The organism is Flavobacterium sp. IMCC34852 (assembly GCF_030643905.1).
Classification (GTDB): Bacteria; Bacteroidota; Bacteroidia; order Flavobacteriales; family Flavobacteriaceae; genus Flavobacterium; species Flavobacterium rivulicola.
Window position 1 is genome coordinate 1565814 of sequence record NZ_CP121446.1, and the last position, 25025, is coordinate 1590838.

Consider the following 25025-nt stretch of genomic DNA (forward strand, 5'->3'; position numbering starts at 1 on the left):
AAAGCTAAAAATAGAATATGGATTTAAAGCTAACTGCTAAAAGCTAACTGCCGGAGGCTAAATAGAAATAAATGATTACAATTAACGACATAGCCGTTGAATTTGGCGGTACTACTTTATTCAGCGAAGTAACTTTTGCCATTAATGAAACCGATAAAATTGCCTTAATGGGTAAAAACGGTGCCGGAAAATCGACACTTTTAAAAATTGTAGCCGGTGAAAACAAACCCTCTCGAGGAAACATTTCGGCTCCGAAAGAAGCGGTGATTGCCTATTTGCCGCAACATTTGTTGGCTGCCGACAATTGTACCGTGATGGAAGAAGCTTCGAAAGCCTTTGCTGAGGTTTTCAAAATGAAAGCCGAAATCGACGAAATCAATGAGCAGTTGACTATTCGCACTGATTATGAAAGCGATGAGTACATGAAATTAATTGAGCGCGTTTCTGAATTAAGCGAGAAATATTATTCAATTGAAGAAGTCAATTACGAAGCCGAGGTAGAAAAAGTATTGAAAGGATTAGGATTCGAAAGAGAAGACTTTAATCGCCCAACATCTGAGTTTTCAGGAGGTTGGAGAATGCGTATCGAATTGGCCAAAATATTATTAAAACAACCCGATTTAATTCTATTAGATGAGCCGACAAACCACCTGGATATGGATAGTATTCAGTGGTTGGAGGATTTCTTAATCAATCAGGCCAAAGCGGTGATGGTGATTTCCCACGATAGAGCTTTCGTAGATAATATTACCAATCGAACTATTGAAGTTACGATGGGTAGAATTTACGATTACAAAGCCAAATACTCACATTATTTAGAACTGCGCAAAGACCGACGCATTCACCAGCAAAAAGCCTATGACGAGCAACAAAAATTTATTGCCGAGAACCAAGCTTTTATTGAACGTTTCAGAGGTACTTTTTCGAAGACCGAACAAGTGCAATCGCGGGTTCGTATGTTGGAAAAATTGGTTCCGGTAGAAATTGATGAAATCGATACTTCGGCTTTGAAGTTGAAGTTTCCGCCTTCAGTTCGCTCCGGACAATATCCGGTAATTGTGCGCGATTTGGAGAAATCTTACGGTGATCATCTGATTTTTAAAGATGCTAACATGGTGATTGAGCGCGGACAGAAAGTAGCTTTCGTGGGGAAAAACGGAGAAGGAAAATCAACTATGATCAAAGCCATCATGAAGGAAATTGAAATCAATGGCGGTAGTGTTGAGGTTGGTCACAACGCACAGATTGGTTATTTTGCCCAAAATCAAGCGTCATTATTAGATGAGAACGCTACGATTTTTGAAACGATAGACAATATAGCCGTAGGCGATGTACGCACGCAAATCAAAAATATTTTAGGTGCTTTTATGTTCCAAGGTGATGATATTCAGAAGAAAGTCAAAGTGCTTTCGGGTGGCGAAAAAACGCGTTTGGCCATGATCAAATTGTTGTTGGAACCGGTAAATTTGTTAATTCTGGATGAGCCTTCCAATCACTTGGATATGAAAACTAAAGATATCATCAAAGAAGCGTTGAAAGACTTTGACGGAACTTTAATTCTAGTATCTCACGACCGTGATTTCTTAGACGGTTTGGCCGAAAAAGTATTCGAATTCGGGAACAAAAGAGTAAAAGAACATTTTGAAGACATCAAAGGGTTCTTGGCACACAAGAAAATGGAGAGTTTGAAAGAGATAGAGAAGTAGAACTCTGTATTCAGTCAATCAATATAAAAACAAAACCCGCCAAATTCATAGAACTTGACGGGTTTGCCAACATTAATCAAATCACCCAAAAAATTTAATTTACCGCTTCCACTAAGCGAATAAATTCTGCTTTATAACCGTCTTCATCGTAGGCCAAACCTGCTTTGGCTAATTTTTTAATGGCTGCAGAAGATTTGTTGGTCACCAATTTGGAATCTCTTAATTTCAACCCAAACCAAGCTACTGCGGTGCTGAATTTGAATCCGCTCGAAGCGTTGTCTATGGTATTCACTTTGTTATCAATTACCTGAACCATTTCGATACTTTTTGCGCCATCCGGTTTTTTGTAGCGGAATTTTATGGTGGCTAATTCGTCGTTGAATTTAGTTTTGGAAGGTTCTACTTTGGAGTATTTCAACTCATCGGTATCCACAAAAAAATCACTTTTGGCATCAGTAGGAATGATTTCGTACAAAGCGGTTACCGTATGCCCGCTGCCCAATTCTCCGGCATCAATGGCATCATTTTTAAAATCTTCCGGACGCAGTTTTCGATTTTCATAACCAATCAAGCGGTAGGCTTTCACATGTGCCGGATTGAACTCGATTTGGATTTTAACATCTTTCGCAATAGCAAACATCGAACCTTTAAATTCTTTGCCCAAAAAGCGATTGGCTTCTTGGATGTTATCGATATAAGCGTAATTACCGTTGCCTTTATCGGCTAAAGTTTCCAACTTGCTGTCTTTGTAATTGCCCATACCATAGCCCAAACAAGTCAGGAAAACCCCCGATTTTCTTTTGTCTTCAATCAAGGTTTGCATGTCTTTGTCGGATGAGGCGCCTACGTTAAAGTCACCATCAGTAGCCAAGATTACGCGGTTGTTGCCGTTTTTAATAAAATTTTCTTCTGCGGTTTTGTAAGCCAATTCGATTCCGGCACCACCGGCAGTACTACCGCCAGATTGTAGTTTGTCTAAAGCGTCAATAATGGTTTTTTTATCGCTGCCTGAAGTTGGCGGTAAAACCATACCGGCGGCTCCGGCGTAAACAACCATGGCAATTTTGTCCTCTTCTCTCAGTTGGTTTACCAATACTTTCAAAGATTCTTTCAGCAAAGGCAATTTGTTGGCATCGCCCATGGAGCCTGATACATCTATAAGGAAAACCAAATTCGATGGGGGCAAATTATCGGTCGGGATGTCTTTGCCTTGTAAACCAATGCGAACCAGTTTGTTGTTTGTATTCCATGGACATTCGCTGTATTCGGTATTAATTGAAAACGGATGTTGGCCGGTGGGTTGCGGATATTGGTATTTAAAAAAGTTTACCATTTCTTCTACACGAACTGCATCTTTCGGAACGGTTTGACCGCCATTAATAAATCGACGAATATTGGTATAAGAGGCATTGTCAACATCAATGGAGAAAGTCGATAACGGCGCCGATTTCGGGCTTTCAAAAGCATTTTCTGTAAAGCTGTCGTAGTCTTCATTGTCGGGTTCAATCACCATTGGTTTGGTGGTTTTGTTGATTTCTTTGATTCTTTTTTTCAGCTCTTTTTCAGTCAAATTTTGTTGTACTCCTGTTTTGGTTTGTACTACGATAGCACCGTTATTTGCGCTGTTTCCATAAACAGAAGTCGCGGCGGTATCTTTTAACACATTAACAGAATTAATATCATCGGGATTAATGCTTTTAAAATCTTCCTCTTTCACAGGAACACCGTCAACTATATACAATGGTTTTGTCTGAGTATTGAGTGATGAATTACCACGAATGACAACTTTGGTGGTGCCGGGACTTCCCGAACGGTGGTTGATTTGTACACCGGCGACTTTGCCTGACAAGGATTGGGAATGACTGGTCACGGATTGTGTGGTCATTTTTTTGCTTTTACGACTATAGCCTTGACCAACGACCACAACTTCTTGCAAACTAACCCCTTCCTTAAGAACAACATTGATAATATTGGATTTACCTACTTTTACTTCCGTACTGTTGTACCCCGTAAAATTAAAAACCAAGAGTTGACCTTCAGAGGCTTTAATACTGTATTTACCATCAAAATTGGTTTGTGTGGAGTTTGATGTTCCCCTTACGATAACATTGACACCCGGAAGCGGTCCGACTTTGTCGGAAACGGTACCTGTAATGGTTTTCTCCTGCCCGAAAGTTAGGAAACTTACAAGCATAGCGATGCCTAATGAAAAGATTTTTACATTTTTCATGACGTTAGATTTTAAAAGATTAGACTAATTTATTGGCGCTTTTTGGCTGCCGGTTTTCCGTTTTTAGTAGAGATAATGACGACGCCTTTTTTGCCTTTTTGACCATAAATCGAAGTAGCCTTTTCATTCTGCAGTATAGAAATGGAATCGATTTCTTGATCGTTTAGCGGTGCATATGGACTGGTTGGATTGGGACCGAATAGTTCTTGTTCGGTGTATTCCACACCATTGATAATATAAAGTGGATCGGGAAGTTCAACGATAGATTCAATTTCGTCCATTTCGATTTCCTTTACGGTTTGTTTGTTGGTTACCTTGTCATCAAAAACCAGTAGAGGCATTTCTTTTTTGGCATTGGACACTTTGTTTTCCTTGTTGATAAAAACTTCCATGTCTTTTGCTTTTGCCGGCGTGACTTCAAATTTGTTGCTTCTACTATATCCTGAGTTGTTGATTGAAGCAACATTAGAGAGTGATTTTACGCCTTTTGAAATAGTATCGAATTTATAAGAATCATCATTGGGATTTACTTCTTCTGCTGCAGCGACTTGTGGTGCGGCTAAAATTTGGTTTTGCAATATTTCTTTGGCTTCCTCTTTAATAGCCGGATTAATAGGTTCAGCCGCAACTACCTCATTATTGTATGGATTTTTTGTTTTTTGAATCGTGTCTTTTTGTACAATGACCTCATTGGTATTCATTGTGGGTTGGTCTTCTTTTAAAAATTGATAACCAATAGAAATTCCCAATAAGATTGAAGCTGCTATAGCCCATTTTTTCCAAAGCACTGTTTCTTGTTTCAACTCCTTTTTATCGAGTTTTTCCTCTACGCGGTGCCAGACTTTCTCCATCGAAGCAAAATCGGGTGACTCGGCGTTGTCGGCGGCTTTTTTGAATTGGTTAAAAATATTTTGATTTTCCATGATTACTTTGCTTTTTGATAATAAAGATTGTTGACTAAATCTTTTAACTTGGTTTTGGCGACATTCAATTGTGATTTTGAGGTGCCTTCCGAAATATTTAGCATAACTGCTATTTCCTTGTGGCCATAGCCTTCAATAACAAAAAGATTGAAGATGGTTTTGCAACCTTCGGGAATTAAATTGAGCAAGTTGAGCAAATCTTCTTCTTCCAGAGGCGTTTCTTGTGCGCTTTGCGGTTGGATGCTAAAAGAGGTTTCCTCTAAATACAAATTGAAATTTACGTTGCGTTTCAATTGTAACAAACATTGGTTTACGGTTATTTTTCGGGCCCAAGCTTCGAAAGCGCCTACTTCTTTTAATTGGTCGAGTTTGGTAAAAATGGTGTAAAAGGCATCGGCTAATACTTCTTCTATTTCTTCCTCCTTTTTTAAATACCGTTTGCAGGTTCGGTACAACTTGGGCGACAAGTAGTCGTACACTTGCCGCTGGGCTTCCCGTTGCATTTTTTTACAGGCTGATATGAGTGTTTCGTTTATCACAATTGGAGTCTTTATAGGTAAAGAGGACTATTGGTTTAAAAAGGTTGGGAAGAGGTGAAAAAAAAGTTGGGAGTTAGGAGTTTTTAGTGTTCAGTTTTGTTGTAATATAAGGCTTCTAGCTCATTTTGGGGTCGATTTTTTTTATCATATAGTAAAGTTAGGTTTCTTTCAAAAGCGGGTTGGGTAATCTCTATTGACCAACCGATGGATATGTTTGGGATATTTTCACTTAGTTTGCTGATGAATTGAAACCAACCATAAGTTTCTTCTGAAATTGTAAATTTTTCGTCATCACTAGTATAAACATCTATACAGATTTCATCATAAGCTACTAAATCAATTTTGTAACCAAAAACAGTTTCTATTTCATCCCAATTGTAGTAAGCATCGAGGCCATCAATATGAATACTGAATCCGGTTTCGTCATACAGGAATGAGTCTAATTCCTTTTCGTATATTTCTTGTCTTTCAGCCAAAATCTTTTTACCCATTTCAGAATCATATGTAACAAAAATATTCTTAGGGTTTAATAATCTTGCCAACATAAAAATTCCGCCAACGCCAAAAAACAAAAATGTTCCCCAAAAAGAAAAACGGGTCATATTGTCTTTGCCAATAATAGCCATTGCCACGAAGACGAATGATATTATGATAACCAAAACTGATTTAGTTTTGCTTTCCCAAATTACATTCCGACCTTCGAACTTTTCTTGATTCATCGTTTTAATGTTAACTTGTAAATGTCAGATTCCAAAACTTCCGAATCAGTGTCTTCGCAGAGGAGGAATTCGATTTCCTTTTCGGATTGTTTGTATAGTGTCAGACCTTCGAATTTGTTTTTATCGCTAATTTGAATCGAATTGGTCAGCGTCATGGTTTTTAAATCGATAGTACCGATGATACTACCTAAAACTTCTCCGTCGAGATAAGTTGACTCGGTGTCTTCGGCGGAAGCCAAAAAGTAGATTTTGTCTTCTACTAAAATGGCGTCGGTAAAGGTCGTGGGCACATTTTTGATTTTGGGTAAATCGATTGGGACATATTCGAATTTTTGGTCTTTGGCAACGTCTTTTGAGTAAACAATGCCATTTTTGCCTTTAGCGCCATTCCCTCGTTGGAAAAAATAAATATGGTCATGGTCCATGATTAACCCTTCAATATTTAATTCATCGTCTGAAATATTGAATTTTTGTTTAATTTTTTGGTAGATGGTGCCAATGTTATTCTTTTGAATTTTACCGGTTGGAATGGCATAATTGAAAATCATATTTCGGTTTTCGGTTGAGCCTGAGCCTAAAAGAATTAAATCAGTTCCTTTGATAGCGATGGCTTCAAAATCGGGTTTGTCTTTTTTGGCGATGTTGTCTTGGGCGTTTTCTGTCAAAGCTATTTTGTTGAGCTTTTCGGTTGGAATATTGTATTCATAAAGAAAAGTACTGTTGTCAGAAATGAGATAAAGTTTGTCGTCATGATAAACCAATCCTGAAGCAGAACCAATGCCAATGATTTTAAAAAGTACCGAAAGTTGAAATTTTTCCATTAGTTGTAAGATAAGTTTAGCCCGGATAGGAGTGGCATCCTTTTTTGAATTGCTTTGGGTTTTAACCCAAGGTAATTTAAAAAAGATATAACGGATAGCCGGAAATAGCTCCCAAAAATTATTATTTTTACAAATATAAAACTTGTACCATGAAAAACATCAATCCGGAAGATTTTAGAGTGAAAGGCAACATTGAGTTGTCAAAATTACCGACTCGATTGGACATAGATACGGATAAAGCGGAAGAGGAATTGGCTTTGGATAAGGTTCAAATGAAGTTGAGCAAGAAGCAAGATGCCATGTATGCCCACAACCGACATGCGTTTTTGATTTGTCTGCAAGGCATGGATACGAGTGGAAAAGACAGTTTGATACGCGAAGTTTTTAAAGAGTTCAATCCGCGCGGCGTGGTAATTCACAGTTTTAAAACACCGAATTCAACCGAGTTGGAGCATGACTATTTGTGGCGTCATTATTTGGCTTTGCCCGAGAAAGGGAAGTTTGCCGTATTCAACCGCACGCATTATGAAAACGTGCTGGTGACACGCGTGCATCCGGAATATATTTTATTCGAAAATTTACCGGGAATTGAAAAAGTGGAAGATATTACGCCTCAGTTTTGGGCGAATCGCATGGAGCAAATCAATAATTTTGAAAAGCATATAGCGCAGAACGGTACGACGATTTTGAAGTTTTATTTCCACATGAGCAAAGAGGAGCAGAGGCTTCGGTTGTTAAAACGTTTGGAAAATCCGGAGGACAACTGGAAATTTTCGACCGGTGATTTGAAAGAACGCGAGCGTTGGGATGATTATATGAAATACTATGAAGACGCTATTAACAATACCAATAAAGACCATGCGCCTTGGTATGTGATTCCGGCCGATGACAAAGGCGTAGCTCGTTATATAGTAGCGCAAACCATTTGGGAAAAACTGGAATCGCTCAAAGATATTACAGAACCCGAATTGGATCCGAAAGTCAAAGCGAATATTGACGTATATCGTGAGCAATTGAAAGGGTAAAACATAGTATCTTTGCCGACTCAAAAAAAGCAAAGTGAATTTAGCCCAATACACCAAAGAATTTCGATACAATATGCAACTGGCCTATCCGGTAATTCTGGGTATGGTTGGCCATACGTTAATTGGAATCGTAGATAACATTATGGTCGGGAAATTGGGCAGTACCGAATTGGCTGCCGTTTCTTTAGGTAATAGTTTGATTTTTGTAGCAATGTCTATCGGAATCGGGTTTTCAACAGCGATTACACCGATTGTAGCTGAAGCCGATGCCTCTAAAAAAACCGATAACATTCGCTCCGCTTTTCACCACGGTTTGTTTTTGTGTACCATTTTGGGCTTTATGTTGTTTGGTTTGGTGGTTTTAGCACAGCCTATAATGGAATTGTTGCACCAACCCAAAGAGGTAATAGTTTTAGCTAAGCCGTTCCTGACTTGGGTGGCTTTTTCTTTGGTTCCATTGATTATTTACCAAGGTTACAAGCAATTTGCCGATGGTTTGTCGATGACCAAAGTGTCGATGTACGCTATTATTATGGCGAATGTTTTGCACGTGATTATCAACTATTTGTTGATTTACGGGATATGGTTTTTCCCAAAAATGGGTATCATAGGCGCGGCTTTGGGCACCGTGATTTCCCGAATAGCGATGGTGGTTTTTATGCACGTTATTTTAGCTAAAAAGGAAAAGCTGAAACCCTATTTTCAGGACTTTAGTTTTGACGAAATAAAAAAAGCAACCCTAAAAAAAATCATTAATCTGGGTTTGCCTTCAGCGATGCAAATGTTGTTTGAAGTAGTGTTATTTACGGCGGCCATCTGGCTTTGCGGTACCATAGGCAAAACGAGTCAGGCTGCGAATCAGATTGCGCTGAGTTTGGCTTCGTTGACCTTTATGTTTGCAATGGGATTGAGCGTGGTGTCTATGATTAGAATCAGTAACCAAAAAGGCTTAGGTGATTACAAACAGTTGATTGTGGTAGGTCGTTCCATCTTTTTGTTGGCGATTATTATTGAGATTCTCTTTGCCTTAATGTTTGTGGCTTTGCACCAAATTTTGCCGTATTTGTTTCTCAACATGGACAATAAAATGCAATTGTTAGACAATGCCGAAGTGATTTCGATTGCGGCCAAATTACTTTTGGTAGCGGCAGTTTTCCAGATATCTGATGGTATTCAGGTTGTGGTGCTTGGTGCCTTGCGCGGTTTGCAAGATGTGAAGATTCCTATGTATATTACCTTTGTTGCCTATTGGATTGTAGGTTTTCCAATTTCGTATTATTTGGGACTGAAAACTAATTTAGGCGCTGTAGGTGTTTGGATTGGATTGTTGGGAGGATTAACAGCGGCTGCTTTATTTTTGTATCTTCGTTTTCATTATTTAACTAAAAAACTAATTGTTGATAATAAAGTGATTGGTAATTAGTGATTAGTAATTGGTCGGGAAATCGACTAATTATTGATAACAAATAGCTAATCACCAATTACTAATTACTAATCACTAAAAAAAATGGAATTACCAAAATTCGTACTAGCAGATAACTCAGATTTTCCGGATGATATTTTTGTCATTCACCTTGATTTTCCTCGTTTTATTATCAATTTAAAAGATGACGAAGTAGAGTTTATGGAAGATTTAGAAGGAGAAGACGAAACCGAATTAGAAGCCGAAATGGAGCATTTAATTACGTTGGCCGGAGAGTTTTACGACAAAGAAATGAAAGCTTACGAGGAATAGTTTTTTATTGATCGTATCCGTTTTTGATCGCATAGACTGCCAATCCGACACGGCTTTTCAAGTTTAGCTTTTCAAAAAGATTGTCTCGGTAGCTTTCAACAGTTCTGGGGCTGCAAAACATTAATTCGGCGATTTCTTTATAACTTTTTTCGGTAATAGTGTATTTCAGAAATTCTTTTTCTCTTTCAGTGAGTTTGGATAAAGCACTGTTGGTATTTTTATTGATACTTGAAAAAATAATTTTCGACGCCCATTCCGGATAATAAAAACCGTTTTCCACTAACTTGTTCAAAGCCGATTCTAATTCACGCGGATGAGAGTTTTTAAGCAAATAGCTTTTGGCGCCGTTTTTTACCATTTTAATTACGCTTTGTTCGTCATTTTGCATACTCAATACCATTATCAGTACTTCGGGATGGTTTTTTTGTAGCCAGTTGGCGGTTTCAAATCCGTCCATTACGGGCATGCTGATGTCGAGTAAAACAATGTCAGGCACATCGTTATGCGCATTGATTTTATCGATCAAGACTTGTCCGTTTTCGCATTCGCAAATGGTATCAAAATTTTCAAAATTGGCTATGATTCCTTTGATCGCTTGTGCAATCAGGATGTGGTCATCAACTATAGCAATGGTTTTTTTGACTTTCATATTACAATCGAATAATTAATTGTGTGCCATTATCTGTACCGCTTTTCAATTCCATTTTACCTCCGATGAGCGCTGTCCTTTTTTTAATATTGGTTATGCCTTGACCTATTTGTACCGTTTCGGGACTAAAACCGATACCATCATCTTTCAAAGATAAAACGATATTGTTATCCTTTGAAAGTAATTCCACAAAAATGTTTTGACATTTGGAATGCTTGATACTGTTGTTGATGAATTCTTGTACAATTCTAATTAGAATGGATTTTTCCTGGTATTTTAAATTAGCAGAAAAACCGTTAGAGCTATAAATCACATTGCATTTCTTGAGTGCCTTAATTTTTTCGCACTCTTTTTCAATCAATTGGCTGATGGTGTTGACATCAATAGCATTGTCAATTAAAGATTTGGAAAGTTCACGCAATTCGGCAATCGATTCATTAATGATTAAGCTGATGTTTTCGATGGTGTTATTTACTTGTGGCGCTTTGTTTTCAAACTCTAATTGTTGGGTATACAAACTGGCCAGTGTTAGTTTTTGGCCAATGTTGTCATGAATTTCACGACCTATGTGTTCAATAGTTTCTTGCTGAATTTCTTTTTGAGTGGTGAACAATTCTTGTTTATGGGCAACAGCCGTAATTTCTTTTTCTTTTTCGATGCTGAAATACTTGTGGATAAGCGCTCCAACAAAACATAAATTCTCCAAAAAATAACCATAACAGAGATAGTCAAACCCGGTATATTTGCTATAGCCGCTACTGCTAAAACTATCCCATAACGCTAAAAAACCACTAATGAAAACAAAGCTTACGGCGGCAAACAAGTACCTGAAAAATGTGCGGTCTAAGTTTTTAAAAAGATGGTAATAAAATAGGACCGAAAGTACCAAGATGATGATACGGGTAATCAGAAAATAGACAAAATCCCGACTGACAAATTTTGGAAAAGCTGCTACAATAATCAGATATATTACTGTAAAGTACAAAAAGGTTTTGTAAATGTTTTTTAGCTTTTTAAACTTAATATCTTCCATGACCATAGCAAAGTAGACAAAGCCGCAAAAGAAAAAATGACTAAGAACTTGTAAAATATCTACAGTTAGATTCAAAAGCAATCGTTCGTTTGATTTTTTGGGAAAATCACCGGTGTTTTTGATGTAAACAATAGCCACAAAAGCAATAATCACCGATAAATACAATCCGTAAAACTTATAAATTCGGGAAGAAAAATAGGTGTTTAAAAACGTGGTAATCACGCCGGCCAAACTAAGAAAACCAATGGTGTAGAAACAAAGTTGAATAAAAAAAATATCATTTTTCAGCATAGTCTGACTCGGTTAAGGTAAGTTTAGGCATAGCAACCAAAAGCTATGCACGCGCCACTTTGCGGATTTATAAAGAAACGATTACTTTTTTGATAAATCTCCGACAGGCATTTCTTTTTTTATCCGTTAAACAACGGTAATTTTATCGTTAATCAAACATACTAAATTTAGTTTTTTGCTCATAGTAATATTTTCAAAATCGCCTCAAATTTGAAGTTAGTTAGTCATGACAAATTTGCAATACTCAACGACTGTAGAGTTGTACTAAGGATTTTGAAAAATTAAAGTATGATTCGAGTGAGTGTTAATAGGAAAGTTGCAACTGAATATTGTGGTAATTTGAGTTGTTCATCAGAACCATAAGGTAAAAACCTTGTGGTTTTTTTGTTTTTACAAGTTTCTGATTTATTTAAAATACTGACCTAACAAATCCATGGCGGCTGCAAAAGGCGATAATTCGTCATTTTGTACCGCTTTTTTCTTTTGTTCCAATAAAGCTATAATCTCCGGATGGTGATAAAAGTGGTTTTTTAATTGTTCATTGATGGTTTCCATCATCCAATATTGATTTTGCTCTTGGCGTTTTTCTCCAAAATATCCGTTGCTTTTTACCAAAGAAGAATACTCGGAAATCAAATCCCAAATAGCGTCAATCCCGGTTTTCTCATAAGCGCTGCAAGTGGTCACTTTAGGAATCCAACCCGAAGTTTTAGCCGGAAACAAATGCAATGCCCGATTGAATTCGGTTTTTGCCAATTTGGCTTTGGCTACATTATCGCCATCGGCTTTATTAATCACAATAGCATCGGCCATTTCCATTATGCCGCGTTTGATGCCTTGCAATTCATCGCCGGCGCCCGAAATTTTTAATAGTAAAAAGAAATCCACCATGCTGTGAACCGCCGTTTCGCTTTGTCCGACACCAACGGTTTCAATCACAATCGTATCAAATCCGGCCGCTTCACAAAGTATTATGGTTTCTCTCGTTTTTCGAGCGACTCCGCCAAGTGTTTCACCCGAAGCACTCGGTCGAATATAGGCGTTCTTGTCTTTGACCAATTCTTCCATTCGGGTTTTATCGCCCAAAATACTGCCGTGCGATATGGTACTACTCGGGTCAACTGCCAAAACAGCAACTTTTTTACCCATTGCGGTCAAATGTTTTCCAAAGGCTTCAATAAACGTGCTTTTTCCAACACCCGGAACACCGGTTATACCTATTCGCAACGATTGATTAGCATGTGGCAAACAAGCTGCGATAATTTCATTGGCTTTCATCAAATGATCGAGATTGGTGCTTTCTACCAAAGTGATGGCCCGACTTAAAGCCGAAATATCACCTGATAGAATTCCGGAAATCAATGTTGCTGCAGAAGGTTGTGTTTTGCGGCTACGTACCACTTTATCCAAAGCCGTTTTGCTGATGCTTTCCGGTTGCGGAATGCCGTCTTTTTCATGCAGTGCCGTTTTTTTTGAATTATTTTCCAAATAGCAGTAATGTTAGTGAGGTTTGTCTTAATGATTTGCTAAAATTACTAAATGTTATTTTAATGACTGATATATATAGTATTTTTGTATCGTTAAAAATGAAAAATGGAAATCGAAACTACGCTTTCAACAGGAAAAAAGAATAACGAGTTAGTTCAAAAAACGGTTTATTCCATCCTTTTTTCGATTAGTTTTGCCCACTTGCTTAATGATTTAATCCAAGCCATTATCCCTTCGGTTTATCCCATTTTAAAGCAAAATTATAATTTGTCATTTGCCCAAATCGGTCTGATTACGTTTGCGTTTCAATTAACAGCTTCTATATTCCAGCCTTTCGTAGGGTATTACACTGATAAGCATCCGAAACCTTTTTCACAGATTTATGGGATGCTTTTTTCCTTGGCCGGAATTATCTCCATTTCGTTTGCGAATAATTTTTATTGGATATTACTATCGGTAATGCTCATCGGAACCGGTTCGTCTATTTTTCATCCCGAATCGGCGCGTATTTCCAATTTAGCCGCCGGTGGCAGAAGAGGTTTGGCCCAATCTATTTTTCAGGTTGGCGGTAATTTCGGAACTGCGCTCGGACCATTGTTAGTAGCTTTAATTGTGGTGCCACATTCCCAAGTGTATATTCTTTGGTTCATCATCGCGGCGACTTTAGGACTGGGAATTATCAGCAAAATAGCCTTTTGGTACCGAGATCACCTAATTCACAGACAGCCCAAAAAAGTTGTCTTTGCCGATTTCCAACGATTGTCCAAAAGCAAAGTAAAATGGGCGATTGCCATCTTGTTGATCGTTATTTTCTCTAAATTTTTCTACTCAGCGAGTTTATCTACTTATTACACTTTTTATGTCATGGACAAGTTTCATTTGTCTATCAAAGAAGCCCAATACCACATGTTTATTTACCTGATAGCCTATGCGGCCGGAACTATATTGGGTGGACCTTTGGGCGATAAAATAGGTAGAAAATATGTGATTTGGTTGTCGGTTTTCGGAGCCACGCCTTTTGCTTTATTGTTGCCTTATGTCAATTTGTTTTGGACCGATGTTTTAATGATTATCATCGGAATCATCATTTCTTCGGCTTTCCCGGCGATATTGGTTTATGCCCAAGAATTATTACCCAGAAAACTGGGGATGATTTCCGGTCTGTTCTATGGCTTTGCCTTCGGAATGGGCGCTTTAGGTTCGGCTTTACTGGGTACTTTAGCCGATTACACTTCAATTCAATACGTGTATCACGTTTGTTCTTTCTTGCCGTTGATTGGGATTATTTGTTACTTTCTTCCCAATTTAAAGAAAAAATAGGAGCGAATGGTTCGGGCATTTTGGGAATCCTTATTCCTGCTGTCCATTCTGCAAGGCGCCATTCCCATCAGGGCTAAAAACGATTTGTCTTTTTCTTTTGGAATCGCTACATTTACTTCTCAATTTTTATGCGATGTCACTCAATCCCGAAATCATTCAAAAGCTCACCACGATTGTAGGTGAACACTATATTTTTTCCGATCAAGAAACCCGAAACCATTATGGTCACGACGAAACCGAAGACTATGTTTTTCCGCCAAGTGTTGTCCTAAAACCCGCCAATGCTCAGGAAATTTCAGCCATCTTGAAAGTAGCCAACGATTATAAAATTCCAACCACACCTATTGGAGCACGAACCGGTTTGAGCGGTGGTGCTTTGAGCATTTACCAAGGCATCGGACTGTCAATGGAACGTTTCAATAAGATTATTGAAATCGACGAACAAAACTTGCAAGTAACGGTTGAACCGGCTGTGATTACGCAGGTTTTACGTGAAGCCGTGGCCGAAAAAGGCTTGTTTTATCCGGTTGACCCAAGCAGTATGGGCAGCTGTTGGATTGGTGGTAATATCGCCGAAAATTCCGGTGGCGCTCGAGCGGTAAAATATGGTGTGACTAAAGATTATGTGCTCAACTTAGAAGTGGTTTTGCCCAACGGAGCCATCATTTGGACCGGCGCCAATACACTTAAAAATTCTACCGGTTATAATTTGACGCAATTGATGGTCGGAAGTGAAGGAACGCTTGGCGTAATTACCAAAGCAGTTTTAAAGCTTTTGCCCAAAAACAATCATAATGTGCTAATGTTAGTACCGTTTTACAAAGCTAACGAAGCCTGTGAAGCCGTATCAGCCATTTTCCGCGCCGGAATTGTACCAAGTGCATTGGAATTCATGGAACGCGATGCGATTGATTGGACGCTGCAATTTGTGGAAGGCATAAGTGTAACCATAAAACCGGAACACCAAGCGCATTTGTTGATAGAAGTCGATGGAAATTATCCCGAGATTTTGATGCAGGAAGCCGAAAAAATCATGACTGTTGTAGAACAATTTGAGATAGATGAAGTTTTATATGCCGACACCGAAGACGAGAAAAATGCGTTATGGAAAATGCGTCGTTCCGTAGCGGAAGCCGTCAAAGCCAATTCTATTTACAAAGAAGAAGATACGGTTGTACCCCGATTCATGTTGCCCGAATTATTATCAGGAATCAAGAAAATAGGTGCGAAGTATGGTTTTAAATCAGTTTGTTATGGTCATGCCGGTGATGGGAATTTACACGTAAACATCATCAAAGGCGATATGACGGATGACAATTGGCAGACCCAAGTTCCATTAGGTATCCGAGAAATTTTTGAATTGACAGTTTCACTCAAAGGCACTTTATCCGGCGAACACGGCATCGGATATGTACAAAAAAACTTTATGGATATTGCTTTCAGCAGAACCCATTTAGAATTAATGGAAAGCATTAAACGTGTTTTTGACCCGAATAATATCTTAAATCCCGGAAAGATTTTCCCAGATGAATTATAAAAGTAAAGCCCTGAAAACTCAGGGCTTTTTTTAATCTCTTTTCGGGTTTTGTTTTTTGTTTCTTTTCTCCTCTTTTTTTTCTTTTGCGGTCTTCAGAGGTTCTTTTTTTACCGCTTTTTGAACGTCTTTTCCTTTTGCCATGGTATATATTTTTTAGTTTGGTATCAAATGATATAAGTAAAGGTAAAACTATTTATTCAAACCCAAAGCCGATTTTACATTTTCCTCAAACAAGGCATTAAAAGCTGCTAATTGTTCGGCATTGTCAAAATTGAAAAACTTCCATTCGCCATTAGTGGTTTCATCCCAAACGGCTACATAAGTTGTCATTTTTTTTACATTAAAACTGTTTCTGTTGGGTTCAAAAGTAACCTCTTTGGTATTGTTGACTTCTTGTAGCCAAGTATTCTTTTCAGTCGCTTGTTCTGTGGTTAATTTGGTTTCAAAAAAATAACGCTTCGGAATACGAATGCTTATCACACAAAACGATTTCTCGTTTATTTTTTTTATGGGCGCATATTGCAGCGGAACATTTTGCAATTGGTACCGCAAACGGTATTCCTCATTTTCATAGTGAAGTTCTGTTTTCTCCAACATGATTTCCTTGCCAATATTCGAAACCATTGGTGGATACGATAATTGCACAATCGCTTCAAAATCCATTAAAAAATTGGCTTCATAAAGCTTTTGTGCTGACGTTTTTAACGTTTCAATACTTTGTGAAAAGCTGTTGCAAGTGAGGAATAAAAACAGTAATGTGAGATATTTTGATTTCATAAATATTTAATCTTTACTCAAATATAAAAAAATCCCCAACAGTTTGAACCGTTGAGGATTATATTCTTAAGGATACATTTTGAAATCTAGTCGTTTACCAAAATCCATTCACCGGAAGCCAACATGCTTTCGGCTTTTTTGTATTTGGTGGTTTCGGTTTTACCGCTCATCACGTGTTTGATAGTTACAGTGTCGTTACGGTTGATCTTCGGAGTTTCTCTCACGATGGTTTCCGTTACTTGTGGACGTTGTTGCGTTTGACCGGCTTCGCGATTAACACTTTCACTGCTTTCGATTTCGTCTTTGCTTTCGGTGTAATTTTGTTTTTCACGGACTTGTCGCGCTTCCCGAATGTTTTGGTTTTGCTGCGGTAAATCGCCTTTGAACAAGAACGAGATTACTTCTTTATTCACACCGTCTAACATGGCGCTAAACAATTTGAAAGCTTCCAATTTGTAAATCAGCAACGGATCTTTTTGTTCGTGAACGGCCAATTGTACCGATTGTTTTAACTCGTCCATTTTGCGCAAGTGTTTTTTCCAAGCTTCGTCAACTATGGCCAAAGTGATATTTTTTTCGAAATCGGCTACCAATTGTGCTCCGTTTGAATCAAATGCTTTTTTCAAATCGGTTACCACATTTAAGGTTTTAATACCGTCAGAAAAAGGAACAACAATGCGCTCAAATTTATTGCCTTCTTTTTGGTAAACATCAGCTATAATTGGGAAAGCTTCTCGAGCGCTTCTTTCGGTTTTTTCGGTGTAATAGGCCAAAGCCACTTTATACACTTTACCCGTAATTTCCATTTCGGATAATTTCTCAAATTCGCTTTCCGATACCGGTGAAGTGATAGAGAAGTAACGAATCAATTCAAACTCGAAGTTTTTATAGTCATTTTTGCCTTTGTTTTCACTTACGATTAATTCGCAAGTGTCATACATCATGTTGGCAATATCCAGTTTCAAACGTTCTCCGTGCAAAGCATGACGACGGCGTTTGTAAACCACTTCACGTTGGGCATTCATTACGTCATCATATTCTAACAAACGTTTACGAGTACCGAAGTTGTTTTCTTCTACTTTTTTCTGAGCACGTTCAATCGATTTGGTCATCATGGAATGCTGAATTACTTCACCTTCTTTCAATCCCATTCGGTCCATAATTTTCGCTACTCTGTCTGAACCGAACAAACGCATTAGGTTGTCTTCCAAAGACACATAAAACTGGGAACTTCCCGGATCACCTTGACGACCGGCACGACCGCGCAACTGACGATCCACACGTCGCGAATCGTGGCGTTCTGTACCTATGATGGCCAAACCTCCGGCTGCTTTTACTTCGGGCGTTAGTTTGATATCCGTTCCACGACCGGCCATGTTAGTTGCGATGGTTACAACACCTGGTTTTCCGGCTTCGGCAACGATTTCGGCTTCTTTTTTGTGCATTTTAGCATTCAAAACGTTGTGGGCAACACCGCGCATTTTCAACATACGGCTTAATAATTCAGAAATCTCAACCGAGGTTGTTCCAATCAATACCGGACGACCGGCTTGCGATAATTGGGTTACGTCTTCGATAACGGCGTTGAATTTTTCACGAACCGAACGGTAAATTAAATCTTCACGGTCAATTCTTGAAATGCCTTTATTGGTTGGGATTTCTACTACATCTAATTTATAAATCTGCCATAACTCACCGGCTTCGGTAACCGCGGTTCCGGTCATACCAGCCAATTTGCTGTACATGCGGAAATAATTCTGCAGTGTAATGGTAGCAAAAGTTTGCGTAGCCGCCTCAATGGTTACATTTTCTTTGGCTTCAATGGCTTGGTGCAATCCGTCAGAATAACGACGGCCATCCATGATACGACCGGTTTGCTCATCTACAATAAGAATTTTATTGTCCATGATAACATACTCGGTGTCTTTTTCGAACAAAGTGTAGGCTTTTAACAATTGCGTAAGCGTGTGGATTCTTTCTGATTTTACACTGAAATCTTGAAATAATTTCTCTTTGGCTTCCGCTTCTTGGTCTTTTTCCAAGTTTTGTTTTTCGATATTGGCAATTTCAGTTCCGATATCCGGTAACACGAAGAAATCTTCTGAAGTATCTTTAGATAAGAATTTGATTCCGTTATCGGTCAATTCTACCTGGTTGTTTTTCTCTTCGATTACAAAATACATGGCTTCATCCACTTCCGGCATTCTGCGGTTGTTGTCTGACATGTATTCGTTTTCGGTTTTTTGAAGCAATTGCTTGATTCCTTCTTCACTCAAAAACTTGATTAAAGCTTTGTTTTTAGGCAACGAACGGTAAGCTCTTAACAATTGGAAACCGCCGTCTTTGGTATTGCCTTCTTTAATTAAACGTTTGGCTTCTGTTAAAAATCCGTTGGCCAATTGACGTTGTAAATTGTATAAGTTTTCAATTTTTGGTTTCAATTCATTGAACTCATGGCGGTCGCCATCAGGTACCGGACCTGAGATAATCAACGGAGTTCTCGCATCATCAATCAATACCGAATCCACCTCGTCGACAATCGCGTAGTTGTGTTTTCTTTGTACCAAATCTTCGGGAGAATGCGCCATGTTATCACGCAAGTAGTCGAATCCAAATTCGTTATTGGTTCCATAAGTGATATCGGCTTCGTAAGCTTTTCTACGTGCATCAGAGTTAGGTGAGTGATTGTCGATACAATCAACAGTCAATCCGTGGAATTCGAATAATGGCGCTTTCCAAGTGCTGTCACGTTTGGCCAAATAGTCATTCACGGTTACTAAGTGAACACCATTTCCGGTCAAAGCGTTTAAGTAGAGTGGAAGTGTTGCCACTAAAGTTTTTCCTTCACCGGTTTGCATCTCGGCAATTTTTCCTTCGTGTAAAACGATACCACCGATTAATTGTACATCGTAATGCACCATATCCCAAGTAATTTCTTTTCCGGCAGCGTTCCAAGAATTGGCCCAAATCGCTTGGTCACCATCGAGTGTGATATATGATTTGGTAGCCGAAAGTTCTCGGTCTTTTGGCGTAGCGGTTACGGTAATAGTTGTATTTTCCTTGAAACGACGTGCGGTTTCTTTGATTACAGCAAAAGCATCCGGAAGTATTTCGCTCAATACTTTTTCGGAGATTTCATAAGCTTCTTTTTCAAGAGCATCAATAGCGTTGTAGATGTCTTCTCTTTTGTCGATATCGGCCGTGTTTTCGGCTTCTTTTTTTTTGGCTTCAATCTCAGCGTCTTGTTTGGCGCGGGCTTGTTTTATTTTTTCTTTGAACTCGGTTGTTTTGGCTCTCAGTTCATCGTGTGACAAAGCGGCTAAAACGGGTTCTAAAGCTTTTATTTTAGTGATATAGGGCTGCGTTGCTTTGACGTCTTTTTGCGATTTATCGCCTACAAAAGCTTTGATAATGCTATTAATGAAACTCATATTGTATTTGTGTTTTTATTCCTTGCGTAAAGGAGTGCAAATTTAAACAAAAAAAAAGCCCTAAACGGACTTTTTTCTTTGTTGTGATTGTTTATTTTTTTAATATTCATCCTCGTTCCAAAGGTAATCTTCGTCTGTTGGATAATCCGGCCAAATCTCTTCCATTGATTCGTAGATTTCACCTTCGTCTTCTATCGATTGTAAATTCTCTACTACTTCTAGCGGAGCTCCTGTTCGTATAGCATAGTCGATAAGTTCATCTTTGGTAGCTGGCCAAGGCGCATCACTTAAATAGGATGCTAATTCTAATGTCCAATACATCTTCTGTCGATTTTAGTTTATGCAAAAATAAATTTTATACTGAAAAAGTCAAGTTTTTTTTGATTTATTTTTAAGTAAGTTTAAGAACGTCTTGTTTTAATGGTCAGAGGTCAGTTTTTAGAGGTCAGCTTTACATAGATAAACGACCGAATACTGCCTACTGAACACTATTTTCGCGGTATCCATTTCACTTCCTCCGCTTGCAGGTCAAAGGACAACTTCCGTGCCAAGACAAAAAGGTAGTCAGAAAGTCGGTTTAGGTACTTAATTACTTGCTCATCTGTGGGTTCTAATTCGTGTAAATGGGTGGCCAAACGCTCGGCTCTACGGCAGACACAGCGCGCAATGTGACAATATGACACGGTCGTATGGCCGCCAGGCAAGACAAAATGTGTCATTTGTGGCAAAGCACTGTCCATGCTGTCAATTTCGTTTTCTAAAAAGGCGATATCTTCTTCCGAAATGCGGTTGATGTTTAAGCGGGGTTGACCGTTTTTTAATACTTCTTTTTCGGGTGGCGTGGCCAAAATGGCGCCTACGGTAAAGAGTCGGTCTTGGACTTCAACCAAAACATTTTTATACAAAACATTGATGTCCTGATCGCGGATTAAACCGATGTGGGAGTTGAGTTCGTCAACAGTGCCGTAACTTTCGATACGGATATGGTGTTTTGGGACACGAGTGCCGCCGAAAAGGGCAGTGGTTCCGGTGTCGCCGGTTTTGGTGTAGACTTTCATTTTTAAGGTGCTAAGGTACTAAGGCGCTAAGGTACTAAGTTTTTGCATTGTTGACAAGGATGCAAATGGATTACTCTTTAGCCCTGATGGGAATGGCGCCTTGCAGAATGGACAGCAGGAATATGGATTACCGATAAAGCCCGAGCCTTTCGCTCCTAACTTTACAAATGATCAACGTTTGGACTGTCACTTTCGATGATGCCGTCGCGTAATCGGATGATTCTGTGGGCGTATTTGGCGATGTCTTCTTCGTGGGTTACCAGAATTACGGTGTTGCCGTTTTTGTGGATGTCGTTGAAGAGGTTCATAATTTCGACGGAGGTTTTACTGTCGAGATTTCCGGTAGGTTCATCGGCTAAGATGATGGATGGCTTGTTGACTAAAGCTCTGGCAATGGCTACACGTTGGCGTTGTCCACCTGAAAGTTGGTTGGGTTGGTGGTCCATTCTGTCGGACAGATTGACTTGGGTCAGTACTTCGGTAGCGCGTATATTTCGTTCGGATTTGGAATAACCGGCGTAAATCATCGGCAAAGCCACATTGTCTAAAGCAGTGGTTCTGGGTAAAAGATTGAAGGTTTGAAACACGAATCCGATTTCTTTGTTGCGGATTTCGGCTAAGTCGTCATCGTGCATTTGGCTGACGTCTTTTCCGTTTAGGATATAAGTTCCCGAAGTTGGCGTATCCAAACAACCTAAAAGGTTCATCAGCGTTGATTTTCCGGAACCTGATGGTCCCATGAGTGCGACGTATTCGCCTTTGTTGATTTGTAAATCGATGCCTTTTAAAACGTAGATGGTTTCGCTTCCGAGTTGGAAATCACGTTTTAGGTTCTTTATGTTGATTAACGGATTGGCCATTGTAATGATGAATTGCGAATTATGAATTACGAATATAAGTAATCTGCAACAAGGATTTGTTACAAATTTCAGGTACGAATCACAAAATGTTCTTTTTCTTGTTCTGTTCTGAAGAAAACCAATCCCCATTGAAAGGTATCAATTGTTACGGTTACTTTAGGGTTATTTTTGATGATTTCCCATGCGGCTTCCATGTCGGCTGACCAATGAATATCGTCAAAAATCCAAACCGATTCGTTGGTGATTGTCGGCATTAAAAGCTCAAAATACTCTAACGTCGCGGCTTTGGAATGATTACCGTCGAAATAGATAAGTTGTCGGTTGTCGGTTGACGGTTGTCGGTCTTTTAAAAAGCAATTAAATTCTGTTGCGACCGTATAGATGTTATTCAATTCAAAAGTCTCAAATTGTTTTTGGGCTACAGCCAAAGTGTTTTCACAACCTTCCAATGTTGTGATTTTTGCTTTTGGGTTGCCCAATGATAAAGCCGAAGTTGCTAATCCTAACGAAGTTCCAATTTCCAGAATAGTATCAGGTTGGAAATATTTCGTGATTCTGAACAGTAATTCAGCTCGTTTTTGCGTAATCCCTGCAGTTTTCGCAATTTGATTTATCGCTCTGGTATTGCTTTTGAAAACCCTGGAACCGGCGCCAAAATCTGTTACTTCGATGGTGTTTTTATTTTCTAAAAGGGATTTCCGATAGTTTTTCAGTATCGAATATTCGGGATATGGTTGCTTATTATAAAAACATTTGGTCACCAAGTTAAACACAAAAGGCGAATGGACTCCGTGTTCGTTTTTGGAGTGATAGAGGAAGTTTAGATATGATTTTATTTGTTGAAGCATTTATATAGCTTTTAGCAGTTAGCTTTTAGCAGTTAGCTTTTTTTGCTGATGGCTAAAAGCTGGCAGTTGTTTATTCCATTTTTGAACTTAACTCAAACCAACGCTCTTCTTTTTCTTCTAGTTTCTTAATGATCACTTCCAATTCCTGAGCTTTTTTGGTGATATCGGCATCGGCTACTTTGCCTTCAGCAAATAGGTTTTCGATTTGTTTCTTCTCGTATTCCAAGTCTTTGATTTCGCGTTCGATTTTGTTGAATTCCTTTTGCTCGTTAAAATTCAGACCCGAAGTCGTTGGGTTGTTTTGTTTCCAATTGACTTTCTCCGTAGAAACATTCGATAAATTTTTAGGTTCAGCCGAATCTTCATAAGCTCTGAAATCAGAATAATTTCCCGGGAAATCTTCTATTTGTCCTTCACCTCTGAAAATGAATAAATGGTCCACAATTTTATCCATAAAATACCGGTCGTGCGAAACCACCAATAAACAGCCCGGATAATCCAATAAGAAACTTTCCAGAACATTTAAAGTCACAATATCCAAATCATTGGTTGGCTCATCGAGAATTAAAAAGTTCGGATTTTGAATCAAAACCGTACACAAATACAGTCGTTTTAATTCGCCACCACTTAGTTTTTCTACAAAATCGTATTGCTTTTTGGCATCAAATAAAAAGCGCTCCAACAATTGCGAAGCTGAAATGATTTTGCCTTTGGTTAGCGGAATGTATTCGCCGTATTCTTTAATGATGTCAATGACTTTTTGCCCGGGTTTCGGGTTGATGCCGCTTTGGGTGTAATAACCAATTTTAATCGTGTCACCGATCACCACTTTTCCGGCATCGGGAACTATGGTTTTGGTTAAGATGTTTAAGAAAGTCGATTTTCCGGTGCCGTTTTTACCAATAATCCCGATACGTTCACCACGTTGGAAATCATAGGTAAAATTGTCTAAAATGACTTTGTCCTTGAATTTTTTATACAATTTGTGCAGCTCGATTATCTTACTACCCATGCGTTCCATGTTGATTTCGAGCTCAACTACATTTTCTTTTCTACGGCTTTCCGCGACTTCTTTGATTTTGTAGAAATCATCTTGGCGCGATTTCGATTTGGTCGTACGTGCTTTCGGTTGGCGACGCATCCAAGCCAATTCTTTGACGAAAAGGTTTTGCGCTTTGTCAATCGTCGAGTTTTCCATCGCGATTCGCTCTTCTTTTTTCTGCAAATAATAAGAGTAATTGCCCTTGTATTGGTACAGTTTTCCGTTGTCGAGTTCGATGATTTCGTTGCAAACGCGTTCCAAAAAGAAACGGTCGTGGGTCACCATAAACAAGGTGATGTTTTCTTTGGCAAAATAACTTTCCAACCATTCAATCATTTCCAAATCCAAGTGATTCGTGGGCTCATCCAAGATTAGTAAATCAGGGCGATTAATCAAAATAATGGCCAAGGACAAACGTTTTTTTTGTCCACCGGAAAGGGATTTGACTTTGAGTTTTAAATCGTCTAGTTTTAATTTGGATAGAATTTGCTTGAATTGTGTTTCAAAATCCCAAGCGTTGTGGCGGTCCATTTCGTCAAAAGCCAATTGGTATTTTTCCACGTCTTCCGGGTTTTCCAACGCTTTTTCATATTGTTCAATCACATGAAGGATTTCGTTGTCTGAAGCAAAAATACTTTCCTCAATCGTCAATTCATCTTGCAAATTATTGTTCTGCGATAAGAAAGCCATTTTCAACCCTTTTCGAATCACGATTTGTCCGGTATCCGGTTCGTCATCGCCATTAATCATCCGCATGATTTGGGTTTTTCCCGAACCGTTTTTAGCAATAAAGGCGATTTTTTGGTCTTTATTAATGCCAAAAGAAATATCTTTAAACAAGGTTCTTTCGCCAAAGGACTTCGATATATTTTCTACTGAAAGGTAATTCACTTTTGAGGTATGAGTTTTAAATTAGGAGTTAGGAGTCAAATGAAAACTATAACTTTTCGGCAAAAGTAACTCAAATTTCTAACAATCTAAAGGCGCAGCCGT

At 38.7% G+C, this 25025-nt stretch carries 21 protein-coding genes; 6 read left to right on the top strand and 15 right to left on the bottom strand.

The annotated features are described in order from the left end of the window. Positions 1–71: 71 nt before the first annotated feature. A complete protein-coding gene (locus P7V56_RS06700) occupies positions 72–1706 on the top strand; it encodes an ABC-F family ATP-binding cassette domain-containing protein (protein WP_171222375.1) in 1635 nt (544 codons plus the stop codon). Positions 1707–1800: 94 nt separating this feature from the next. On the opposite strand, the gene P7V56_RS06705 is transcribed toward P7V56_RS06700, so the two are convergent. The 5 genes from P7V56_RS06705 to P7V56_RS06725 all read right to left on the bottom strand — a co-directional run bounded on the left by P7V56_RS06705 (position 1801) and on the right by P7V56_RS06725 (position 6938). Further along, positions 1801–3936 (bottom strand): vWA domain-containing protein, encoded by a 2136-nt coding sequence (locus P7V56_RS06705; protein WP_171222376.1) that lies wholly within the window; start codon positions 3934–3936, stop codon positions 1801–1803. 29 nt (positions 3937–3965) lie between these two features. Next, positions 3966–4859: a hypothetical protein gene (locus tag P7V56_RS06710; RefSeq protein WP_171222377.1), complete on the bottom strand. Its 894-nt coding sequence runs from the start codon at positions 4857–4859 to the stop codon at positions 3966–3968. Positions 4860–4861: 2 nt separating this feature from the next. Continuing rightward, the gene (locus P7V56_RS06715; protein WP_171222378.1) at positions 4862–5362 is read right to left on the bottom strand and encodes an RNA polymerase sigma factor; all 501 of its coding nucleotides are present in this window, start codon (positions 5360–5362) and stop codon (positions 4862–4864) included. Positions 5363–5481: 119 nt separating this feature from the next. Next, positions 5482–6117, bottom strand: coding sequence for a hypothetical protein (locus P7V56_RS06720; RefSeq protein ID WP_171222379.1), 636 nt, complete (start codon positions 6115–6117; stop codon positions 5482–5484). Beyond that, positions 6114–6938: a DUF6929 family protein gene (locus P7V56_RS06725; protein ID WP_171222380.1), complete on the bottom strand. Its 825-nt coding sequence runs from the start codon at positions 6936–6938 to the stop codon at positions 6114–6116. The genes P7V56_RS06720 and P7V56_RS06725 overlap by 4 nt, the downstream gene beginning before the upstream one ends. A gap of 149 nt (positions 6939–7087) precedes the next feature. On the opposite strand from P7V56_RS06725, the gene P7V56_RS06730 reads away from it, so the two are divergent. The 3 genes from P7V56_RS06730 to P7V56_RS06740 all read left to right on the top strand — a co-directional run bounded on the left by P7V56_RS06730 (position 7088) and on the right by P7V56_RS06740 (position 9698). Next, the gene (locus P7V56_RS06730) at positions 7088–7963 is read left to right on the top strand and encodes a PPK2 family polyphosphate kinase (RefSeq protein ID WP_171222381.1); all 876 of its coding nucleotides are present in this window, start codon (positions 7088–7090) and stop codon (positions 7961–7963) included. 34 nt (positions 7964–7997) lie between these two features. Next, positions 7998–9386: an MATE family efflux transporter gene (locus tag P7V56_RS06735; RefSeq protein ID WP_171222382.1), complete on the top strand. Its 1389-nt coding sequence runs from the start codon at positions 7998–8000 to the stop codon at positions 9384–9386. Positions 9387–9470: 84 nt separating this feature from the next. Next, positions 9471–9698, top strand: coding sequence for a DUF8828 family protein (locus P7V56_RS06740; RefSeq protein WP_171222383.1), 228 nt, complete (start codon positions 9471–9473; stop codon positions 9696–9698). A gap of 4 nt (positions 9699–9702) precedes the next feature. On the opposite strand, the gene P7V56_RS06745 is transcribed toward P7V56_RS06740, so the two are convergent. From P7V56_RS06745 to meaB, 3 genes are all read right to left on the bottom strand, one after another. Beyond that, positions 9703–10347: a response regulator gene (locus P7V56_RS06745; protein ID WP_171222384.1), complete on the bottom strand. Its 645-nt coding sequence runs from the start codon at positions 10345–10347 to the stop codon at positions 9703–9705. Between the two features lies 1 nt (position 10348). After that, the gene (locus tag P7V56_RS06750) at positions 10349–11671 is read right to left on the bottom strand and encodes a sensor histidine kinase (RefSeq protein WP_171222385.1); all 1323 of its coding nucleotides are present in this window, start codon (positions 11669–11671) and stop codon (positions 10349–10351) included. A 405-nt stretch (positions 11672–12076) separates the two neighbouring features. Further along, positions 12077–13159, bottom strand: coding sequence for a methylmalonyl Co-A mutase-associated GTPase MeaB (meaB, locus tag P7V56_RS06755; RefSeq protein ID WP_171222386.1), 1083 nt, complete (start codon positions 13157–13159; stop codon positions 12077–12079). A 105-nt stretch (positions 13160–13264) separates the two neighbouring features. Here meaB and P7V56_RS06760 point away from each other — a divergent pair, with 105 nt between their 5' ends. Beyond that, on the top strand, positions 13265–14479 hold the full coding sequence (locus tag P7V56_RS06760) for an MFS transporter (RefSeq protein WP_171222387.1): 1215 nt from the start codon (positions 13265–13267) through the stop codon (positions 14477–14479). A 133-nt stretch (positions 14480–14612) separates the two neighbouring features. Next, positions 14613–16016, top strand: a complete 1404-nt coding sequence (locus P7V56_RS06765) for an FAD-binding oxidoreductase (RefSeq protein WP_171222388.1) — start codon at positions 14613–14615, stop codon at positions 16014–16016. 189 nt (positions 16017–16205) lie between these two features. Here P7V56_RS06765 and P7V56_RS06770 read toward each other — a convergent pair whose 3' ends face one another. The 7 genes from P7V56_RS06770 to P7V56_RS06800 all read right to left on the bottom strand — a co-directional run bounded on the left by P7V56_RS06770 (position 16206) and on the right by P7V56_RS06800 (position 24923). Continuing rightward, positions 16206–16793 carry a hypothetical protein gene (locus P7V56_RS06770; protein WP_171222389.1) on the bottom strand — a complete coding sequence of 196 codons (588 nt, stop codon included), beginning with the start codon at positions 16791–16793 and terminating at the stop codon, positions 16206–16208. 86 nt (positions 16794–16879) lie between these two features. After that, positions 16880–20224 (bottom strand): preprotein translocase subunit SecA, encoded by a 3345-nt coding sequence (secA, locus tag P7V56_RS06775; protein ID WP_171222390.1) that lies wholly within the window; start codon positions 20222–20224, stop codon positions 16880–16882. A 99-nt stretch (positions 20225–20323) separates the two neighbouring features. Then, positions 20324–20545: a DUF2795 domain-containing protein gene (locus P7V56_RS06780; protein WP_002986941.1), complete on the bottom strand. Its 222-nt coding sequence runs from the start codon at positions 20543–20545 to the stop codon at positions 20324–20326. Positions 20546–20712: 167 nt separating this feature from the next. Next, complete coding sequence (locus P7V56_RS06785; RefSeq protein ID WP_171222391.1) at positions 20713–21282, bottom strand: cob(I)yrinic acid a,c-diamide adenosyltransferase; 570 nt, start codon at positions 21280–21282, stop codon at positions 20713–20715. A 161-nt stretch (positions 21283–21443) separates the two neighbouring features. Next, a complete protein-coding gene (locus P7V56_RS06790) occupies positions 21444–22142 on the bottom strand; it encodes an ABC transporter ATP-binding protein (protein WP_171222392.1) in 699 nt (232 codons plus the stop codon). 68 nt (positions 22143–22210) lie between these two features. Continuing rightward, positions 22211–22990: an O-methyltransferase gene (locus tag P7V56_RS06795; protein WP_171222393.1), complete on the bottom strand. Its 780-nt coding sequence runs from the start codon at positions 22988–22990 to the stop codon at positions 22211–22213. Between the two features lie 70 nt (positions 22991–23060). Beyond that, positions 23061–24923: an ABC-F family ATP-binding cassette domain-containing protein gene (locus tag P7V56_RS06800; protein ID WP_171222394.1), complete on the bottom strand. Its 1863-nt coding sequence runs from the start codon at positions 24921–24923 to the stop codon at positions 23061–23063. Between the last annotated feature and the right edge of the window lie 102 nt (positions 24924–25025).